The 18533-nt window shown below is 62.7% G+C and carries 14 protein-coding genes; 10 read left to right on the top strand and 4 right to left on the bottom strand.

The features are described from left to right. Nucleotides 1-66 precede the first annotated feature (66 nt). Nucleotides 67-1749 carry a GspE/PulE family protein gene (locus ACNFG0_RS04275; RefSeq protein WP_416764072.1) on the bottom strand — a complete coding sequence of 561 codons (1683 nt, stop codon included), beginning with the start codon at nucleotides 1747-1749 and terminating at the stop codon, nucleotides 67-69. A 303-nt stretch (nucleotides 1750-2052) separates the two neighbouring features. Between ACNFG0_RS04275 and ACNFG0_RS04270 the strand changes: the two genes are divergently transcribed. Beyond that, nucleotides 2053-2520: an Lrp/AsnC family transcriptional regulator gene (locus ACNFG0_RS04270; RefSeq protein ID WP_196143862.1), complete on the top strand. Its 468-nt coding sequence runs from the start codon at nucleotides 2053-2055 to the stop codon at nucleotides 2518-2520. A gap of 90 nt (nucleotides 2521-2610) precedes the next feature. Here ACNFG0_RS04270 and ACNFG0_RS04265 read toward each other — a convergent pair whose 3' ends face one another. Next, nucleotides 2611-3990, bottom strand: a complete 1380-nt coding sequence (locus ACNFG0_RS04265; RefSeq protein WP_416764071.1) for an inorganic triphosphatase — start codon at nucleotides 3988-3990, stop codon at nucleotides 2611-2613. Nucleotides 3991-4212: 222 nt separating this feature from the next. Here ACNFG0_RS04265 and argE point away from each other — a divergent pair, with 222 nt between their 5' ends. Then, the gene (gene argE, locus ACNFG0_RS04260) at nucleotides 4213-5355 is read left to right on the top strand and encodes an acetylornithine deacetylase (protein WP_416764070.1); all 1143 of its coding nucleotides are present in this window, start codon (nucleotides 4213-4215) and stop codon (nucleotides 5353-5355) included. Between the two features lie 127 nt (nucleotides 5356-5482). Then, the gene (argA, locus tag ACNFG0_RS04255; RefSeq protein ID WP_196143865.1) at nucleotides 5483-6781 is read left to right on the top strand and encodes an amino-acid N-acetyltransferase; all 1299 of its coding nucleotides are present in this window, start codon (nucleotides 5483-5485) and stop codon (nucleotides 6779-6781) included. Nucleotides 6782-6930: 149 nt separating this feature from the next. On the opposite strand, the gene ACNFG0_RS04250 is transcribed toward argA, so the two are convergent. Further along, nucleotides 6931-8307 carry a glutamine synthetase family protein gene (locus ACNFG0_RS04250; RefSeq protein WP_016712594.1) on the bottom strand — a complete coding sequence of 459 codons (1377 nt, stop codon included), beginning with the start codon at nucleotides 8305-8307 and terminating at the stop codon, nucleotides 6931-6933. 667 nt (nucleotides 8308-8974) lie between these two features. Between ACNFG0_RS04250 and ACNFG0_RS04245 the strand changes: the two genes are divergently transcribed. The 7 genes from ACNFG0_RS04245 to ACNFG0_RS04215 all read left to right on the top strand — a co-directional run bounded on the left by ACNFG0_RS04245 (nucleotide 8975) and on the right by ACNFG0_RS04215 (nucleotide 17289). After that, a complete protein-coding gene (locus ACNFG0_RS04245; protein WP_084856531.1) occupies nucleotides 8975-10333 on the top strand; it encodes a glutamine synthetase family protein in 1359 nt (452 codons plus the stop codon). 48 nt (nucleotides 10334-10381) lie between these two features. Further along, nucleotides 10382-11743 carry an aspartate aminotransferase family protein gene (locus tag ACNFG0_RS04240; protein ID WP_196165768.1) on the top strand — a complete coding sequence of 454 codons (1362 nt, stop codon included), beginning with the start codon at nucleotides 10382-10384 and terminating at the stop codon, nucleotides 11741-11743. Between the two features lie 169 nt (nucleotides 11744-11912). Next, nucleotides 11913-13010, top strand: coding sequence for a polyamine ABC transporter substrate-binding protein (locus tag ACNFG0_RS04235; RefSeq protein ID WP_196143868.1), 1098 nt, complete (start codon nucleotides 11913-11915; stop codon nucleotides 13008-13010). Nucleotides 13011-13172: 162 nt separating this feature from the next. Next, entirely contained in the window at nucleotides 13173-14267 is a 1095-nt protein-coding gene (locus ACNFG0_RS04230; RefSeq protein WP_196143869.1) for a polyamine ABC transporter substrate-binding protein, read from the top strand. Between the two features lie 72 nt (nucleotides 14268-14339). Then, a complete protein-coding gene (locus ACNFG0_RS04225; RefSeq protein ID WP_196143870.1) occupies nucleotides 14340-15482 on the top strand; it encodes an ABC transporter ATP-binding protein in 1143 nt (380 codons plus the stop codon). Further along, nucleotides 15479-16399 carry an ABC transporter permease subunit gene (locus ACNFG0_RS04220; RefSeq protein WP_196143871.1) on the top strand — a complete coding sequence of 307 codons (921 nt, stop codon included), beginning with the start codon at nucleotides 15479-15481 and terminating at the stop codon, nucleotides 16397-16399. The genes ACNFG0_RS04225 and ACNFG0_RS04220 overlap by 4 nt, the downstream gene beginning before the upstream one ends. Then, complete coding sequence (locus ACNFG0_RS04215) at nucleotides 16396-17289, top strand: ABC transporter permease subunit (protein ID WP_416764069.1); 894 nt, start codon at nucleotides 16396-16398, stop codon at nucleotides 17287-17289. Before ACNFG0_RS04220 ends, ACNFG0_RS04215 begins: the two co-directional genes overlap by 4 nt. Before the next feature lie 80 nt (nucleotides 17290-17369). Here the strand turns inward: ACNFG0_RS04215 and ACNFG0_RS04210 are convergent, their stop codons facing one another. Then, on the bottom strand, nucleotides 17370-18530 hold the full coding sequence (locus tag ACNFG0_RS04210) for an AAA family ATPase (protein WP_416764068.1): 1161 nt from the start codon (nucleotides 18528-18530) through the stop codon (nucleotides 17370-17372). Nucleotides 18531-18533: the final 3 nt, after the last annotated feature.

Raw genomic sequence — 18533 nt, 5'->3', positions numbered from 1 at the left:
GTTGTGGGATGGCCGCTTTGATCTTGCCTAGGTGACGCAAGTTCCCTGAATACAAGGGTTTTTTCCTCAAGAGCAGACGCGTAGCACCTCCGCCAGGCTGGTTGTGCCGGCCTCGACTTTCGCTTCGCCGCACCGACGCAGATCCTGCAGCCCTTCGGCAACAGCCTGTTGGCGCAAGGTCGCCAAGTCGCTGCCCGGGCCGATGCTGGCGCGCAGCTGTGCACTGGGCGTCAACAGCTCGAACAGGCCCGTGCGGCCGTGGTACCCGGTGCCCCGGCAGGTGCGGCAGGGCAGGGTTTCGTGGGCCGCGGCGCCCCGGCAGTCGACACACAGCGTGCGCACTAGGCGCTGAGCCATGATGCCGAGCAGCGTGGCCTTGATCAGGTAGTCGGCCACGCCCAGTTCTTGCAGCCGGATGATCGCGCTGCAGGCGTCGTCGGTGTGCAGCGTGGAAAGTACCAGGTGCCCGGTCAATGCGGCTTGGACGGCGACCTGTGCGGTTTCGCGGTCACGGATCTCGCCCACCATGATGATGTCCGGGTCCTGGCGCAGCAAAGCCCGGACGCCGTTGGCAAAACCCAGGTCCAGGCCCGGCTGGACCTGCAATTGGTTGAACGCCGGCTCCAGGCGTTCGATGGGGTCTTCGATGGTGCACAGGTTGACCTGGGGTGTGGCCAGTTGCCGAAGGCTGGCGTAGAGCGTACTGGTCTTGCCTGACCCGGTGGGGCCTGTGACCAGGAGGATGCCCTGGCGATGGCCGAGCAGGGCTTGCCATTGCCGCAGTTGCTCGCCTTCCAGGCCCAGCCGGTCGAAGTCCTGGTGCAGCTGTTGCGGGTCGAACAGGCGCAGCACGAGTTTCTCGCCGAAGGGCGTGGGCAGGGTGGACAGGCGCAGCTCCACTTCGCCACCACCGGGTAGGCGGCTTTTCAGGCGGCCGTCCTGGGGGCGGCGTTTTTCTGCTACGTCCATGCGTCCCAGATGTTTCAGGCGGCTGACCAAGGCCAGGGTGACGCCTGCGGGAAAGGCATAGACACCGTGCAGCAGGCCGTCGATGCGATAACGCAGTTGCCCCTGTTCGCGGCGCGGTTCGAGGTGGATATCGCTGGCCCGCTGTTCGATGGCGTACTGCAGCACCCAGTCGACGATGTGCACGATATGCGCATCATCGGCGCTGGCGTCGGTATGGCGCTGGCCCAGCTCCAGCAACTGCTCCAGCTCCCCCAGGCCGGTAGGCTGCTGGTACTGGGCGCCCTGGACCGAATGGGCCAGGCGAAAGAAGGTCTGGGCCAGCTGGCGGATCTGCACCGGGCTTGCCAGTACCCGCCGGACCGGCTTGCCCAGGCTGCGAGTAAGGTCAGCTTCCCATTCGCACTGGTAGGGCTGGGCGCTGGCCACCGTGACGCTGTTGTCGTCCGCAGCCACGGCCAATATGCCGTGGCGCTGGGCGAAGGCCGGGGACATCAACCCGCTGACCTTCTGCACGTCGACCTGCAGCGGGTCGATGCGCAAGAAGGGTTGCTTGGCCTTGCTGGCGAGCCATTGGCAAAGAGTGTCCAGGTCCAGGCGCCGGCCTGGACGCTGACGATCCTCGAGGGCCAGGCCGGCGATGCGTTCCAGCGGGTGGATGCTTGGCTGGCCGCTGGCCTGCTCGAGGACGCGCAGGGTATCGCCGGCATCCAGGCGCTGGTCGAGCAGCAGGGCATCGAGCAGCCGGCCCAGGTCGAGGGCGTGGGTATCGTCGGTGTGCATACTTGGCTTCCTTGCCAGATGGGTCGGTGCTGGTAAGGCTAGCCGGCATGACAAGGTGCAGGCGGGGCAAAGGGTTTCGGGATCTTGCGCGATCTTGTGGGAGGCTACCCCGCCCTTCGGGCTGCGCTGTTGGGCAAAGAACCGGTGGCAAGCGCTGACCTCTGTGGGAGCGGGCTCGCGCAAAACTGTGCAGCGCGAACAGAATGAACACGCGGTACTGGGATAATTCTCCGCTATGATTCCTTCGATTCCCTTGGGTTTTCGATCGAGAAATTCAAATTTTCATAGTTAAAGGACTTATTAATGCAAGGTGAACTGGACGCCTATGACCGGCGCATCCTGGCGTTGCTGCAAGAAGACGCTTCGTTGTCCAGCGCGCAGATCGCCGAACGTGTCGGGCTGTCGCAATCGCCCTGCTGGCGGCGCATTCAGCGTTTGAAAGATGAAGGCGTGATCCGCAGCCAGGTGACGTTGCTCGACCGCAAGAAAGTCGGCCTGAACACGCAGATCTTCGCTGAGGTCAAGCTCAATGCCCACGGGCGCTCGAATTTCACCGAGTTCACCGAGGCGATCCGCGGCTTTCCGGAGGTACTCGAATGCTATGTGCTGATGGGCTCGGTGGACTTCCTGCTGCGCATCGTCACGTCGGACATCGAAGCCTACGAGCGATTCTTCTTCGAGAAGCTGTCGAATGTGCCGGGGATCCAAGAGGTCAATTCGATCGTGGCCTTGTCCGAGATCAAGTCCACGACCAGCTTGCCCTTGGCCTAGGCACCTCTCGCGTCCTCCGCATGTCGCCGCCCCTGTAGGAGCGGCCTTGCGCCGCGAAAGGGCTGCAAAGCAGCCCCATTGCGCGCTGGATCAGCGCGTGGACGCAGATTTGAGCAGGTACTTCCAGGCGCGGTTCTGGTCCACCGCGCGGGCCTGTTCGATGCGGGCTTCCAACAACTCGTCGGACAACGGTTGTTCGGCCAGTTGGTGCAGTTTGTTCAGCTCGCCATAGAGACGGTCGAGTTGCGGTACGTCCAGTACCTGGCGGGCATGGTGCAACCAGGCCTGCAGGCGCTCGATGCGCGGTAGCTGTTCGGCCAGGTCTTCGGGGCGCTGCTTGTACAGCGGCAATTGCAATGCACGAGCTTCCTCGCCGAGCAGGTGCATCAGCCAGCTGGCCAGGTGCGCCTTGCCCTGGCGTTCGCCACGGCCTTTACGCTCCTCGGTCCAGGCGCGGGCCAGCAGCCAGCGCGAGGTTTCCAGGGAGAACTGGCCCCAGCGGGTGTCTTCCAGCTCGTCGGCGAACTGCTCGGGGGCGACGCGGCGGACGTCTTCGTCGTCATTTCCGGCCTGCACCAGTGGGCGCCAATCTTCCAGCAGCGCGTCCAGGCGGCTGCGCAGCTCACGGGTGGTGGCCCGAGGTGCAGCCTGGCCCAGGGTGCTGACCAGAGCGCGCAGTTCTGCCAGGCACTGCACCCAACCCTGCAACAGGCTCCAATGGCCATTGTGGCGGTACTGCTCGGCCAGGCGCTGGCTGCTGCCCAGCAACTGCCAAGCAAGGGCGGCGAAGGCGTCGTCCAGTGCGGTTTCGGCTTCCAGCACGGTGGTCGGCAGGCTCAGGTCATAGCTGTCGGGCTCGAGCAGGCGATAGCCACGCTCGGCCTTGCTGATGTCGCACGGCATCAGGGGCAGGCTGGCGGCCAGCTCGGCGGCGAGTTCAAGCAGCGCCTCGGGCGCGCCTTCGCGCAGCTCCAGTTCCAGTTCGCAGATTGCTTCCTTGCGCTTGCCGGCAATCACGAAGCCTTGGTCCAGGGCGGCTTCGATCACCACCTTGGCCTTGCCACGGCCCCAGGCGATTTCGGCATATTCGCGGGTGAAGTCGGTGGTGAACAGTGGCTTGATGGTCTTTTTGTCCAGCCCGGCCAGCTGGGCCGGCCAGCAGGTGTCGTCGAGCTTCTTCAGGTCGAGCTTGACCTTGTCCAGGTGCCATTCGTACTCGTTGCGCTCGGACAGGCCGGCCACGCTCTGGCCGCGGCACTTGAGGGTCTGGATGACCTGCTCGCCATCGCGGCGCAGGCGCAGGGCGACGTGGGCGGCGGAGAGTTCACGCTCCGGGGTGTCGAAGTACTGGTTGAGCAGTTCGCGGGTCTGCCAACCGGACTTGTTGCGCTTTTTCAGCAGGGGGTGCTCGCGCAGGGCGGCCAGGGTCTCGCGGCTGGCGCGGAGCTTGAGTTCGGTTTCTTTGTGCATCGCAGGCTCGAAGGAGGGCATCTTTGGGTGCAGTCTACAGGAGTCGCTTGTGGACTGTTGCATTTGGGGGCGCTGCGCACCCCTTTCGCGACACGAGGCCGCGCCTGCGCCCAGTGTCGGCCCTTGTCGGAGCGGCCCTGTGCAGCGAGAAGGCCCCAGCATTGCTTGCCGCAAGCGGGGACGGCATTGCTATGATGGGCAACGCCTCCGAGGAGTACGCGCATGCCGTTGCCGTCGCTGAAAGACCAATTCGCCGCCCTGATCGCTGCGCCCTCGGTCAGTTGCACCCAACCTGCGCTGGACCAGTCCAACCGCCAGGTCATCGAACTGCTGGCCGGCTGGTTGGGCGACTTGGGCTTTGCCTGCGAAATTCGCCAGGTGACTCCTGGCAAGTTCAACCTGCTGGCCAGCCGTGGCAGCGGCCCTGGCGGGCTGGTCCTGGCCGGCCATAGCGACACCGTGCCCTATGATGAGCAATTGTGGTCCAGCGACCCACTCAAGCTGACCGAGATCGACGGCCGTTGGGTGGGCCTTGGCAGTTGCGACATGAAAGGCTTTTTCGCGCTGGTCATCGAGGCGGTCTTGCCGCTTCTGGCCCACGACTTCAAGCAGCCGCTGCTGATCCTCGCTACCTGCGACGAAGAAAGCTCCATGTCCGGTGCCCGCGCCTTGGCCGAGGCTGGCCAGCCCCTCGGCCGCGCGGCGGTGATCGGCGAGCCCACCGGGTTGCGACCGATCCGCATGCATAAAGGCATCCTCATGGACCGCATCGACATCCTCGGACGCAGCGGCCATTCGTCGGACCCCAGCCTTGGGCACAGTGCCCTGGAGGCCATGCACGCGGTGATGGGCGAACTGATGGGTTTGCGCCAGCAATGGCAACAGGCCTACCGCAACCCGCAGTTCAGCGTGCCGACCCCGACCTTGAACTTCGGTTGCATCCATGGTGGCGACAACCCCAACCGTATCTGCGGCCAGTGCGCCCTGGAGTTCGACCTGCGCCCCTTGCCGGGCATGGACGTCGAGCAGTTGCGTGCGGCCATCCGCGAGAAGCTGGTACCGCTGGCCGAGCGCCTGGAAGTGCGCATCGACTACGCGCCGCTGTTCCCGGAGGTACCGCCCTTCGAGCAGCCGGCCGATACCGAGCTGGTGCAACTGGCCGAGCGGCTTACCGGGCATCGTGCCGAAGCGGTGGCCTTTGGCACCGAAGCGCCTTATCTTCAGCAACTGGGTTGCCAGACCATCGTGCTCGGCCCAGGCGACATTGCCTGTGCGCACCAACCGGGCGAATACCTTGAAATGTCACGAATCGAGCCTACCGTGCGTCTATTGCGTGACCTGATCCGGCACTATTGCCTGAGCTAAACGTTCTTCGACCTGATTCGTCCTTGCCTAGAGGAGACCGCGCGTGACCGCAAGCCTGTTCCGACGATGATTTTGAACGCCGCCGTTTGTTTCGCCGTTCTCCGTTCACTTATCCACAGGCCCTGTCATGCCCGAATACGTCAACTGGCTACGCCATGCGTCCCCCTATATCAATGCCCATCGCGATTGCACCTTCGTGGTCATGCTCCCCGGCGATGGCGTGGACCACCCCAATTTCGGCAACATCGTCCATGACCTGGTGCTGTTGCACAGCCTGGGTGTGCGGCTGGTGCTGGTGCATGGCTCGCGCCCGCAGATCGAAAGCCGCCTGGCCGCCCGCGGATTGACGCCGCACTATCATCGCGGCATGCGCATCACCGATGCGGCGACCCTCGATTGCGTGATCGATGCCGTCGGTGCCTTGCGCCTGGCCATCGAGGCGCGGTTGTCCATGGACATCGCCGCTTCGCCGATGCAAGGCTCGCGGCTGCGGGTGGCGTCCGGCAACTTGGTGACCGCTCGCCCGATCGGCGTGCTCGAAGGCGTTGACTACCACCACACCGGCGAGGTGCGGCGTATCGACCGCAAGGGGATCAACCGCCTGTTGGACGAGCGCTCCATCGTGTTGCTTTCGCCCTTGGGCTACTCGCCCACTGGCGAAATCTTCAACCTGGCCTGCGAAGACGTGGCTACCCGCGCTGCCATCGAGCTGGGGGCCGACAAGCTGCTGCTGTTCGGCGCCGCACCGGGCCTTTTGGATGAAAACGGCAAGCTGGTGCGCGAACTGCGCCCGCAGCAGGTTGCACCGCACCTGCTGCGCTTGGGCAGCGACTACCAGGCCGAGCTGCTCGATGCCGCCGCCGAGGCCTGCAAGGGCGGCGTGGCGCGTAGCCATATCGTCAGCTATGCCGAGGACGGCGCGTTGCTGACCGAGCTGTTCACCCGCGAGGGTGGCGGCACGCTGGTGTCCCAGGAGCAGTTCGAGGTCGTGCGCGAGGCGACCATCGACGATGTCGGCGGCTTGCTGGAGCTGATCAGCCCGCTGGAAGAGCAGGGCATCCTGGTGCGGCGTTCGCGCGAGGTGCTGGAGCGTGAGATCGAACAGTTCAGCGTGGTCGAGCGCGAAGGCATGATCATCGCCTGCGCAGCGCTGTACCCGATCGCCGATTCGGAGGCGGGGGAGCTGGCTTGCCTGGCGGTGAACCCGGAGTATCGCCATGGTGGCCGCGGCGACGAGTTGCTCGAACGTATCGAGAGCCGGGCGCGGCAGCAGGGGCTCAACACCCTGTTCGTGCTGACGACCCGTACCGCGCACTGGTTCCGCGAACGCGGCTTTGCCCCCAGCGGCGTTGAGCGTCTACCGGCGGCAAGGGCTTCGCTGTACAACTACCAGCGTAATTCGAAGATTTTCGAGAAACCGTTGTAATAGTCGTTACCTGCAACGGCCCTATCGCCGGCAAGCCGGCTCCCGCAGGTGCGGCGCGGGCTAAGGGGGAGCCGGCTTGCCGGCGATAGGGCCGGTACAGGCAACCCGTGATTCAATGAAAAACGCCGCCCCTGAGGGCGGCGTTTTCATTACACGGTGTGCAGGTACCAGTTGTACTCGAGGTCGGAGATCGAATGCTCGAACTCCTCCAGCTCGCTCTCCTTGCACGCGACGAAGATGTCGATGTACTTCGGATCGATGTACTTGTTCAGGATCTCGCTGTCGTCCAGCTCGCGCAGTGCATCGCGCAGGTTGTTCGGCAGGCTCTGCTCCAGTTGTTCGTACGAGTTGCCTTCGATCGGCTCGCCCGGCTCGATCTTGTTGGTCAGACCATGGTGCACGCCGGCCAGCACGGCAGCCATCATCAGGTACGGGTTGGCGTCGGCACCGGCCACGCGGTGCTCGATGCGCACGGCATCCGGCGAGCCGGTAGGCACGCGCAGGGCCACGGTGCGGTTGTCCAGGCCCCAGCTCGGTGCGTTCGGCACATAGAACTGCGCACCGAAGCGGCGGTACGAGTTGACGTTCGGGCAGAGGAAAGCCATGGACGCGGGCAGGGTCTCGAGCACACCGCCGACAGCGTGACGTAGCGCGGCGTTCTGCTCGGGATCCTCGCTGGTGAAGATGTTGTTGCCATCTTTGTCCAGCACGGAGATATGCACATGCAGGCCGTTGCCAGCCTGGCCCGGGTAGGGCTTGGCCATGAAAGTGGTGTCCATTTCATGGTCGTAGGCGATGTTCTTGATCAGGCGCTTGAGCAGCACCGCATAGTCACAGGCCTTGAGCGGGTCGGCGACATGGTGCAGGTTGACCTCGAACTGCGCCGGGGCACTTTCCTTGACGATGGCGTCGGCAGGGATGCCTTGCTCCTTGGCGCCTTCGAGGATGTCCTGCAGGCAGTCGGCGTATTCGTCCAGGTCGTCGATCAGGTACACCTGGGTCGACTGTGGGCGCTTGCCGGAAATCGGCGAACGGGGCGGCTGCGGACGGCCGTTCACGTTTTCCTGGTCGATCAGGTAGAACTCCAGCTCGAACGCCGCGCAGATGGTCAGGCCCATCTCGGTGAACTTGCTTACCACCTGGCGCAGGACCTCGCGTGGGTCGGCGAAGAACGGCTCGCCTTCCAGCTCGTGCATGGTCATCAGCAACTGTGCGGTAGGGCGCTTCTGCCAGGGTTCGTTGGAGAGGGTGCCAGGAATCGGGTAGCAGATGCGGTCGGCATCGCCGATGTCCAGGCCGAGCCCGGTGCTTTCGACGGTGGAACCGTTGATATCCAGGGCGAAGAGGGAGGCGGGCAAGTTGATGCCTTTCTCGTAAACCTTGTGGAGGCTGGTGCGCTCGATGCGCTTGCCGCGCACCACACCATTCATATCTGCAATCAGAAGGTCAACGTAGAGAACCTCAGGATGTTCCTTAAGGAACGCGTTCGCTTCGTTAAGCTGAACGGCACGCGGGGGTACCGACATGATGCAACACCTTTGTTGTTAAAAATATCAATCAAGGGGGGCTTGCAAGCCCAGTCAATCCGAAAGACCTGGCGAAGTCAAGCCAACCCCATGATGCCCCTAAATGGCACAGCGACGGCAGAAATGCTGCATCTGGGGGCGAATCATTATCCGCTATTTTGGGCGCAAAGGGCTATCTCGCGCTGAGCGTGTTTTATTTTTTACGGAGGTGTTGTGTAAAAAAATGAACAAGGCTAAGCTCGGCCACAACCCAGAACACAATAATACGAGGGTCATATGGTCCGCTTGCCGCGACCTGAAAGTGCTGCCTGCGCCGCGCTGTCAGGTCCCCCCAGCATTCGTCGCGAGGGCATGGCCCGCCTCGGAGCCGGTGCGCGTGCGCTGCTCGCAATAATTGACGGCTGGCTCGGATCATCCTCCTTTCGTAGCAGTTTCCTGCACGACTTTTCGCTTTTCTGCCCTTCATTCGCTTCACGGACACGCTTGTTTCGAGTGTATCCGCTGCCGTCCCGTGCATGCGCTTTTGCTTTAGCCAAGCACTGCATCCAGAATCAAGGCGCGGGTCTGTCCAGGCACTTGCAGCCAGGCAGCGCCCACCTTGATCGACGCCAGGCGTCAGCGGCGCCCGACCTTCATCAGCCGGGCCACATTACCTCCTGAGGTATTTATGAGTAACAACCTCGACCAGCTCACCGATTGGTTGAAAGAGCACAAGATCACCGAAGTGGAATGCCTGATCAGCGACCTGACCGGCATCACCCGCGGCAAGATTTCGCCGACCAACAAGTTCATCGCCGAAAAAGGCATGCGTCTGCCCGAGAGCGTGCTGCTGCAGACCGTGACCGGCGACTATGTCGACGACGACATCTATTACGAATTGCTCGACCCGGCCGATATCGACATGATCTGCCGCCCCGACGAGAACGCGGTGTTTCTCGTGCCTTGGGCCATCGAGCCGACCGCCCAGGTGATCCACGACACCTATGACAAGAAGGGCAACCCGGTCGAGCTGTCGCCGCGCAACGTGCTCAAGAAGGTCCTCAAGCTGTATGCCGACAAAGGCTGGCAGCCGATCGTCGCGCCGGAAATGGAGTTCTACCTGACCAAGCGCAGCGAAGACCCGGACTTTCCGTTGCAGCCGCCGGTAGGCCGCTCCGGCCGCCCGGAAACCGGTCGCCAGTCATTCTCCATCGAGGCCGCCAACGAATTCGACCCGCTGTTCGAAGACGTGTACGACTGGTGCGAACTGCAGCAGCTGGACCTGGACACATTGATCCACGAGGACGGCACGGCGCAGATGGAGATCAACTTCCGTCACGGCAGCGCCTTGCACCTGGCCGACCAGATCCTGGTGTTCAAGCGCACCATGCGCGAGGCGGCGCTCAAGCACAACGTGGCCGCCACCTTCATGGCCAAGCCCATGACCGGCGAGCCGGGCAGCGCCATGCACCTGCACCAGAGCGTGATCGACGTGGCCACCGGCAAGAACATCTTTTCCAACGATGACGGCAGCATGAGCGAGCTGTTCCTGCACCACATCGGTGGGTTGCAGAAGTTCATCCCCGAGGCGTTGCCGCTGTTCGCCCCCAACGTCAACTCGTTCCGCCGTTTCCTGCCGGACACCTCGGCACCGGTGAACGTCGAGTGGGGCGAGGAGAACCGCACCGTAGGCCTGCGCGTGCCGGATGCCGGCCCACAGAACCGCCGTGTGGAGAACCGCCTGCCAGGCGCTGATGCCAACCCCTACCTGGCCATCGCTGCGAGCCTCTTGTGCGGCTACATCGGCATGGTCGAGGGGATCGGTGCCAGCGCGCCGGTCCAGGGCCGCGGCTATGAGCGCCGCAACCTGCGTCTGCCGCTGACCATCGAGGATGCCCTGGAACGCATGGAGAACTGCCGTGCCCTGGACCAGTACCTGGGCAAGAAATTCATCACCGGTTACGTCGCCACCAAGCGTGCCGAACACGAGAACTTCAAACGGGTAATCAGCTCCTGGGAACGTGAGTTCCTGCTGTTTGCCGTCTGATCAACCCTGGGGCCGCTGGAGCGCGGCTGTCGGATAACGGAGAAGCCCATGAGCGTCAACAACCCGCAAACCCGTGAATGGCAAACCTTGAGCGGTGAGCACCACCTTGCACCTTTCAGCGATTACAAGCAGCTGAAGGAAAAAGGGCCGCGCATCATCACCAAGGCCCAGGGCGTGCATTTGTGGGACAGCGAGGGGCACAAGATCCTCGACGGCATGGCGGGCCTGTGGTGCGTAGCGGTCGGCTATGGTCGTGAGGAGCTGGTGCAGGCGGCGGAAAAACAGATGCGCGAGCTGCCGTACTACAACCTGTTCTTCCAGACCGCCCACCCGCCAGCGCTGGAGCTGGCCAAGGCGATCACCGACGTGGCGCCCAAGGGCATGACCCATGTGTTCTTCACCGGCTCCGGCTCCGAAGGCAACGACACCGTGCTGCGCATGGTCCGCCATTACTGGGCGCTCAAGGGCAAGCCCGGCAAGCAGACCCTCATCGGCCGTATCAACGGCTACCACGGCTCCACCGTCGCCGGCGCAAGCCTGGGCGGCATGAGCGGCATGCACGAGCAGGGCGGCCTGCCGATCCCTGGCATCGTGCATATCCCGCAGCCGTACTGGTTCGGCGAGGGGGGCGACATGACCCCGGACGAATTCGGCGTCTGGGCCGCCGAGCAGTTGGAGAAGAAGATCCTGGAAGTCGGCGAGGACAACGTCGCCGCTTTCATCGCCGAGCCGATCCAGGGGGCCGGTGGGGTGATCATCCCGCCTGAAACCTACTGGCCCAAGGTCAAGGAGATCCTCGCCAAGTACGACATCCTGTTCGTCGCCGATGAAGTGATCTGTGGTTTCGGCCGCACCGGCGAATGGTTCGGCTCCGACTACTACGGCCTCGAACCCGACCTGATGACCATCGCCAAGGGCCTGACCTCCGGTTACATCCCCATGGGCGGTGTGATCGTTCGTGACGAAGTGGCCAAGGTGCTCGCCGAGGGCGGGGACTTCAACCACGGCTTCACCTACTCCGGCCACCCGGTCGCGGCTGCCGTGGGCCTGGAAAACCTGCGCATCCTGCGTGATGAGAAGATCATCGAGCGTGCCAAGGCAGACACGGCACCTTATTTGCAAAAGCGTTTGCGCGAGCTTCTGGACCACCCGCTGGTGGGCGAGGTCCGCGGCCTGGGCCTGCTCGGCGCGATCGAGCTGGTCAAGGACAAGGCCACCCGCAGCCGCTTCGAGGGCAAGGGCGTTGGCATGATCTGCCGCCAACATTGCTTCGAAAACGGCCTGGTGATGCGTGCGGTGGGCGACACCATGATCATCGCACCGCCCTTGGTAATCAGCCGTGAAGAGATTGACGAGCTGGTGGAAAAGGCACGCAAGTGCCTGGATTTGACTTATGAGGCGATCAAGTAACGGTCTGCTAGGCTGGCAGCGTGACATTAAGCGGTTACAAGGTCCTGCTTTTCTTGAAACAGCGCCTTGTAACTTGCCAGACTAGCGACTGTTTCAGTCGCCCAGCGCTGTACCGTGGGATCTTGGCTGCTGAACAGATGGCTTGATAATAAATTCTGGAGCATTTCGCATGAAGAAAATGGGCAAGACGTTGCTGGCCACGGCCCTGTTGGGTGCCATGGCAACCGCTGTTCAGGCTGAAGACAAGGTATTGAACGTCTATAACTGGTCGGACTATATCGCGCCGGACACCATCGCCAAGTTCGAGAAACAAAGCGGCATCAAGGTCAAGTACGACGTGTTCGACAGCAACGAAACCCTGGAAGCCAAGTTGCTGGCGGGCAAGTCGGGTTATGACGTGGTCGTGCCGTCCAACAACTTCCTGGCCAAGCAGATCAAGGCAGGCGTCTACGAGGAACTGGACCGTTCCAAGTTGCCGAACTGGAAGAACCTGGACGAAGACCTGCTCAAGGCCGTGGGCGATGCCAGCGACCCGGGCAACAAGCATGCCTTCCCGTACATGTGGGGCTCCATCGGCATCGGCTACAACCCGGAGAAGGTCAAGGCTGCGCTGGGCGTGGACAAGATCGATTCCTGGGATGTGGTGTTCAAGCCCGAGAACATCGCCAAGCTCAAAAGCTGTGGCGTGAGCTTCCTCGACGCGCCGACCGAGATGATTCCGGCTGCGCTGCACTACCTGGGCTTGCCGAGCAACAGCACCAAGAAAGACGACCTGAAGAAGGCCGAGGAGCTGTTCCTGAGCATTCGTCCTTCGATCACCTACTTCCACTCGTCCAAGTACATCGGCGACATGGCCAACGGCAACATCTGCGTGGCCGTCGGTTACTCGGGCGACCTGGAGCAGTCCAAGGCCCGCGCTCACGAAGCCGGCGACAAGGTCAAAGTGGACTACATCATTCCGAAAGAAGGTGCCGGTACGTTCTACGACATGGTCGCCATCCCTAAAGATGCCGAGCACAAGGATGCCGCGTACAAGTTCATGGACTTCCTGATGCAGCCGGAAATCATGGCCGAGATCACCAACGCCGTGCGCTTCCCGAACGGCAACAAGGCCGCCACCCAGTACGTGGACAAGGAAATCACCAGCGACCCGAGCATCTATCCGCCTGCTGAAGTGAAGAAGCAGCTGTATGCGATCGCTGCACCTGAAGCCAGCGCGCAGCGCCTGATCACCCGCAGCTGGACCAAGATCAAGTCGGGCAAGTAAGCCCGTCTCGAAGCCTTCTGGGCCGGGGTTTCCCGGCCCAGAAGGCCTGCAAGGCAAATTAGTTTGCGGCATCGATGCAGCGAAGGTAAGTTGCGCGCCGGTTTTGCGTGTACGGCGGCGTCACGCCGGCACCTGGAGGCACTGATCGTGAGGACCACCCACTTGTCTATTTCCTTATTTCGCAAGGCCATGATGGCTGGAGCGGGTCTGACGCTGGCATTCGGCGTCCAAGCAGCGCCGACGGTGCATATCTATAACTGGTCGGACTACATCGGGCCGACGACCCTTGCCGATTTCCACAAGGAAACCGGTATCGAGGCCAAGTACGACGTCTTCGATTCCAACGAAACCCTGGAAGGCAAGCTGCTGGCCGGACGCACCGGCTATGACGTGGTGGTGCCGTCCAACCATTTCCTCGGCAAGCAGATCAAGGCGGGCGCTTTCCAGAAGCTCGACCGCAGCCTGCTGCCCAATTATTCCAACCTGGATCCTGCGCTGATGAAGCGCCTCGAGAAGAACGATCCGGGCAACCAGTACGCCGTGCCCTATCTGTGGGGTACCAATGGCATCGGCTACAACGTCGAGAAGGTCAAGGCCGCGTTGGGCACCGACACCATCGACTCCTGGGCCGTGCTGTTCGAGCCTGAGAACATGAAGAAGCTCTCCAAGTGTGGTGTGGCCTTCCTCGACTCGGCCGACGAAATGCTGCCGGCGGTGCTCAACTACATGGGCCTGGACCCCAACAGCAGCAACCCCAAGGATTATGCCAAGGCCGAGCAGAAGCTGCTGGCGGTACGCCCGTACGTGACCTACTTCCACTCGTCCAAGTACATCACCGACCTGGCCAACGGCGACATCTGCGTCGCGGCAGGTTTCTCGGGCGATGTGTTCCAGGCCAAGGCCCGTGCCGAAGAAGCCGGCAAGGGCGTGAAGCTGGCCTACGCCATTCCCAAGGAAGGCGGCAACCTCTGGTTCGACGTGCTGGCGATCCCCAAGGACGCCAACAACGTCAAGGAGGCCCACGCCTTCATCAACTATCTGCTGAAACCTGAGGTCATCGCCCAGGTCAGCGATTATGTCGGTTACGCCAACCCGAACCCCAAGGCTGGCGACCTGATGGACCAGGCCGTGAGGACCGACGCCGCGGTTTACCCACCGCAGGAAGTGCTGGACAAGATGTTCGTCAATGCCGAGTTGCCACCCAAGGTGCAACGTCTGATGACCCGCAGCTGGACCAAGGTCAAGTCGGGCAAGTAACTATCCAGACCCGCCACGCCGGCTGCGAAAGCCACGCGTGCGGGCATAAAAATCTTGTTGGGAGTTTCACTCATGGCAGTTGCCTCCGGTGCCTATAAAAAAGCCCTCGAGGGTGGCCAGCAACCCAAGCAGGTGCTGGTCAAGATCGACCGGGTCACGAAAAAATTCGACGAAACGGTAGCCGTGGACGATGTGTCCCTGGAAATCCGCAAAGGTGAGATCTTCGCCTTGCTCGGTGGCTCCGGTTCCGGCAAATCGACCTTGCTGCGCATGCTGGCTGGCTTCGAGCGCCCGACCGAAGGGCGGATCTTCCTCGATGGCGTCGACATCACCGACATGCCCCCCTACGAGCGGCCGATCAACATGATGTTCCAGTCCTATGCGCTGTTCCCGCACATGACCGTGGCGCAGAATATCGCCTTCGGCCTGCAGCAGGACAAGATGCCGAAGGCCGAGATCGAGGCCCGCGTGGCCGAGATGCTCAAGCTGGTGCATATGACCCAGTACGCCAAGCGCAAGCCGCACCAGCTCTCTGGCGGCCAGCGTCAGCGCGTGGCCCTGGCCCGCTCCCTGGCCAAGCGCCCCAAGCTGCTGCTGCTCGATGAGCCGATGGGTGCCCTGGACAAGAAGCTGCGTTCGCAGATGCAACTGGAACTGGTGGAGATCATCGAGCGCGTGGGCGTGACCTGCGTGATGGTGACCCACGACCAGGAAGAAGCCATGACCATGGCCCAGCGCATCGCCATCATGCACCTGGGCTGGATCGCCCAGATCGGCTCGCCGGTAGACATCTACGAGACCCCGACCAGCCGCTTGGTGTGCGAGTTCATCGGCAACGTCAACCTGTTCGAGGCAGAGGTGATCGATGACGCCGAAGGCCATGCGCTGATCGCCTCGCCCGAGCTCGAGCGCAAGATCTACGTCGGCCATGGTGTTTCGACCTCGGTCGAGGACAAGCACATCACCTACGCACTGCGCCCGGAAAAAATGCTGGTCACGACCCAGCAGCCAGACTTCGAGCACAACTGGTCGCGCGGCAAGGTCCACGACATCGCGTACCTGGGCGGCCATTCGGTGTTCTACGTCGAGTTGCCCAGCGGCAAGGTCGTGCAGTCGTTCGTCGCCAACGCCGAGCGCCAGGGCACTCGCCCGACCTGGGGCGACGACGTGTACGTGTGGTGGGAAGACGACAGCGGCGTGGTACTGCGCTCATGAACATCCGCAAGCTCAAGCGAGCATTCAACAAGGTGAAGCCGGAGGGCCGCCATCTGGTGATCGGCGTCCCGTTCATCTGGCTGTTCCTGTTCTTCATGCTGCCGTTCTTCATCGTGCTGAAGATCAGCTTCGCCGAAGCCGACGTGGCGATCCCGCCCTACACGGAAATCTACAGCTACGTCGAGGACAAGCTCCAGCTGGTACTCAACATGGCCAACTACGGCCTGTTGACCGAGGACGAGCTGTACATCTCGGCCTACCTCGGCTCGCTGAAGATGGCTTTCTTCAGCACCCTGCTGTGCCTGCTGATCGGCTACCCGATGGCCTATGCCATCGCCAATGCACGCAAGGAGACGCAAACCGTCCTGCTGCTGCTGATCATGATGCCGACCTGGACCGCGATCCTGATCCGCGTCTACGCATGGATGGGGATCCTCAGCAATAACGGCCTGCTCAATGGCTTCCTGTTGTGGACCGGCCTGATCGACCAGCCCCTGCAGATCCTCAATACCAACCTGGCGGTCTACATCGGCGTGGTCTATTCGTACCTGCCGTTCATGATCCTTCCGCTGTACGCAAACCTGGTCAAGCACGACCCGAGCCTGCTCGAGGCGGCCAGCGACCTTGGCTCGAGTACGTTCAACAGCTTCTGGAAGATCACCGTGCCACTGTCGAAGAACGGCATCATCGCCGGCTGCATGCTGGTGTTCATCCCGGTGGTGGGTGAATTCGTGATCCCGGAACTGCTCGGCGGCCCGGAAACCCTGATGATCGGCAAGGTGCTGTGGCAGGAATTCTTCAACAACCGTGACTGGCCGGTGGCATCCGCCCTGGCAGTGGTGATGCTGGCGATCCTGATCGTACCCATCCTGCTGTTCAACCGCAGCCAGGCGAAAGAAATGGAGGGCAGGGCATGAAGCGCTTCAGTTTCTCCAAGCTGATGCTGGTGCTCGGCTTGCTGTTCATCTACCTGCCGATGCTGATCCTGGTGATCTATTCGTTCAACGCCTCGAAGCTGGTGACGGTATGGGGCGGCTGGTCGGTGAAGTGGTACGTTGGTCTGCTCGACAACGCCCAGCTGATGGGTTCGGTGATGCGCTCGCTGGAGATCGCCTGCTATACCGCGGTCGCTGCCGTGGCGCTGGGCACCCTGGCGGCCTTCGTGCTGACCCGGGTGACCCGCTTCAAGGGCCGCACGCTGTTCGGTGGCCTGGTCACCGCGCCGCTGGTGATGCCTGAGGTGATCACCGGTCTGTCGCTGCTGCTGCTGTTCGTGGCCATGGCGCAGATGATCGGCTGGCCGCAGGAGCGCGGCATCGTCACCATCTGGATCGCCCATACCACCTTCTGTGCCGCCTATGTGGCGGTGGTAGTGTCGGCGCGCCTGCGTGAGCTGGACCTGTCCATCGAAGAGGCTGCCATGGACCTGGGCGCCAAGCCGTGGAAGGTGTTCTTCCTGATCACCATCCCGATGATCGCGCCGTCGCTGGCGGCGGGCGGCATGATGTCCTTCGCCCTGTCGCTGGACGATTTGGTGCTGGCCAGCTTCGTGTCCGGCCCGGGTTCGACCACCTTGCCGATGGAGGTATTCTCCGCGGTGCGTTTGGGCGTGAAGCCGGAGATCAACGCCGTGGCCAGCCTGATCCTGCTGTCGGTGTCGCTGATGACCTTCCTGATCTGGTACTTCAGCCGCCGCGCCGAAGAGCGCCGCCGCCGCGCGATCCAGCAGGCGATCGAGGAAGGTGCCATGGCGAATGTCCAGTCATCCCAGGTCCAGCGCCCGGCCCAGGTCGCGGCGTCCGCCTGATTCACCCTGGGGCCGCGTTGCGGCCCTTTCGCGGGGCAAGCCCGCTTCACAGCTACAGCGTCTGCTTGCCTCGCGATGATTCAATCCGGCCAGTACCAGGCCGGCTCATCGAGCATTCCTTGCCCGACCATCGCTGTCTGCCCCAGTTCTTTCTCCAGGCGAATCGAATTGCACGCCTCGTCTTCCTCAAGCGCCGCCACCAACCGCGGGGCATGCGACACCACCCATACCTGGCAATGCTGTGCCGCTTGCCGGATCAGGCGCGCCAGAGCGGGCAACAGGTCCGGGTGCAGACTGGTTTCCGGCTCGTTCAGCACCATCATGCTGGGCGGGCGCGGTGTGAGCAGGGCGGCCACCAGCAATAGGTAGCGCAGGGTGCCGTCGGACAGTTCCGCGGCGCTCAGCGGGCGCAGCAACCCGGCCTGGTGAAAGCGCAGGCTGAACAGACCGCCGGGGGTGGCATCGATGTCGATTTTCGAACCGGGGAAGGCATCGTTGATCGCCGTTTGCAGTGCGTCGAAATCGCCAATTTCCTTGATGGTTTGCAACGCTGCGGCCAGGTCTCTCCCGTCGTGATGCAACACCGGGGTGCGGGTGCCCAGGCGTGAGTGACGGGCAGGGGCATCCGCGTCGGTACGAAAATGGTCGTAGAATCGCCAGCTGCGGATCCGCTCGCGCAAGAGCAGGACTTCAGGCGAGCCCTGCAGGCTGCCCACCTGATCGAACAGGCTGTCGAATTCGGTCATGTGCTGGCTCATGACCTGCCATTGGCGTCCTTCGCGAGCGCGGCACATCGCGCCGCTGCGCTCCACCAGCAGGCTGGCTGGGCGGCATAGGGCTCCTGCCCAGATCGCTTCGTGCTTGATCTGGGGATCGAGGGCGAACTTCGAGCGACTTGGTTCTGGCAGCCCGAAGCCGATGGCATAGCCGAAATCCTGGTCGGAGAAGCCCATTTTCAGACGGCGCACATGCTGGCGTGGCCCACCTTCCACGGGGACCTCGCCCTTGAGCATGCGTCGGCTGATCTTTTCAGGGCCTGCCCAGAAGGTCGAGTCCAGCCCGCCCTCGGCTGCCAGCGCATTGACCACGCCGCCGCGCGCGGTCTCCGCCAGCAGGCGTAACGCCTTGTAGAGGTTGGACTTGCCGCTGCCATTGGCACCGGTGATCACGTTCAACCGCCCCAGGGGCATGATCAACTGGTTGATCGAGCGGTAGTTGGCAATGGCCAGGGTAGTGAGCATGCG

Source organism: Pseudomonas sp. NY15372 (assembly GCF_048068215.1).
Classification (GTDB): Bacteria; Pseudomonadota; Gammaproteobacteria; order Pseudomonadales; family Pseudomonadaceae; genus Aquipseudomonas; species Aquipseudomonas guariconensis_A.
This window is presented reverse-complemented; position numbering and strand designations above follow the sequence as displayed.

Excerpts from the sequence above, each read along its gene's own strand:
- ACNFG0_RS04275 (WP_416764072.1), bottom strand. The coding sequence starts at position 1,749 with ATGCACACCGACGATACCCACGCCCTCGACCTGGGCCGGCTGCTCGAT.
- ACNFG0_RS04270 (WP_196143862.1), top strand. The coding sequence starts at position 2,053 with ATGCAAGGTGAACTGGACGCCTATGACCGGCGCATCCTGGCGTTGCTG.
- ACNFG0_RS04265 (WP_416764071.1), bottom strand. The coding sequence starts at position 3,990 with ATGCACAAAGAAACCGAACTCAAGCTCCGCGCCAGCCGCGAGACCCTG.
- argE (WP_416764070.1), top strand. The coding sequence starts at position 4,213 with ATGCCGTTGCCGTCGCTGAAAGACCAATTCGCCGCCCTGATCGCTGCG.
- argA (WP_196143865.1), top strand. The coding sequence starts at position 5,483 with ATGCCCGAATACGTCAACTGGCTACGCCATGCGTCCCCCTATATCAAT.
- ACNFG0_RS04250 (WP_016712594.1), bottom strand. The coding sequence starts at position 8,307 with ATGTCGGTACCCCCGCGTGCCGTTCAGCTTAACGAAGCGAACGCGTTC.
- ACNFG0_RS04245 (WP_084856531.1), top strand. The coding sequence starts at position 8,975 with ATGAGTAACAACCTCGACCAGCTCACCGATTGGTTGAAAGAGCACAAG.
- ACNFG0_RS04240 (WP_196165768.1), top strand. The coding sequence starts at position 10,382 with ATGAGCGTCAACAACCCGCAAACCCGTGAATGGCAAACCTTGAGCGGT.
- ACNFG0_RS04235 (WP_196143868.1), top strand. The coding sequence starts at position 11,913 with ATGAAGAAAATGGGCAAGACGTTGCTGGCCACGGCCCTGTTGGGTGCC.
- ACNFG0_RS04225 (WP_196143870.1), top strand. The coding sequence starts at position 14,340 with ATGGCAGTTGCCTCCGGTGCCTATAAAAAAGCCCTCGAGGGTGGCCAG.
- ACNFG0_RS04220 (WP_196143871.1), top strand. The coding sequence starts at position 15,479 with ATGAACATCCGCAAGCTCAAGCGAGCATTCAACAAGGTGAAGCCGGAG.
- ACNFG0_RS04215 (WP_416764069.1), top strand. The coding sequence starts at position 16,396 with ATGAAGCGCTTCAGTTTCTCCAAGCTGATGCTGGTGCTCGGCTTGCTG.
- ACNFG0_RS04210 (WP_416764068.1), bottom strand. The coding sequence starts at position 18,530 with ATGCTCACTACCCTGGCCATTGCCAACTACCGCTCGATCAACCAGTTG.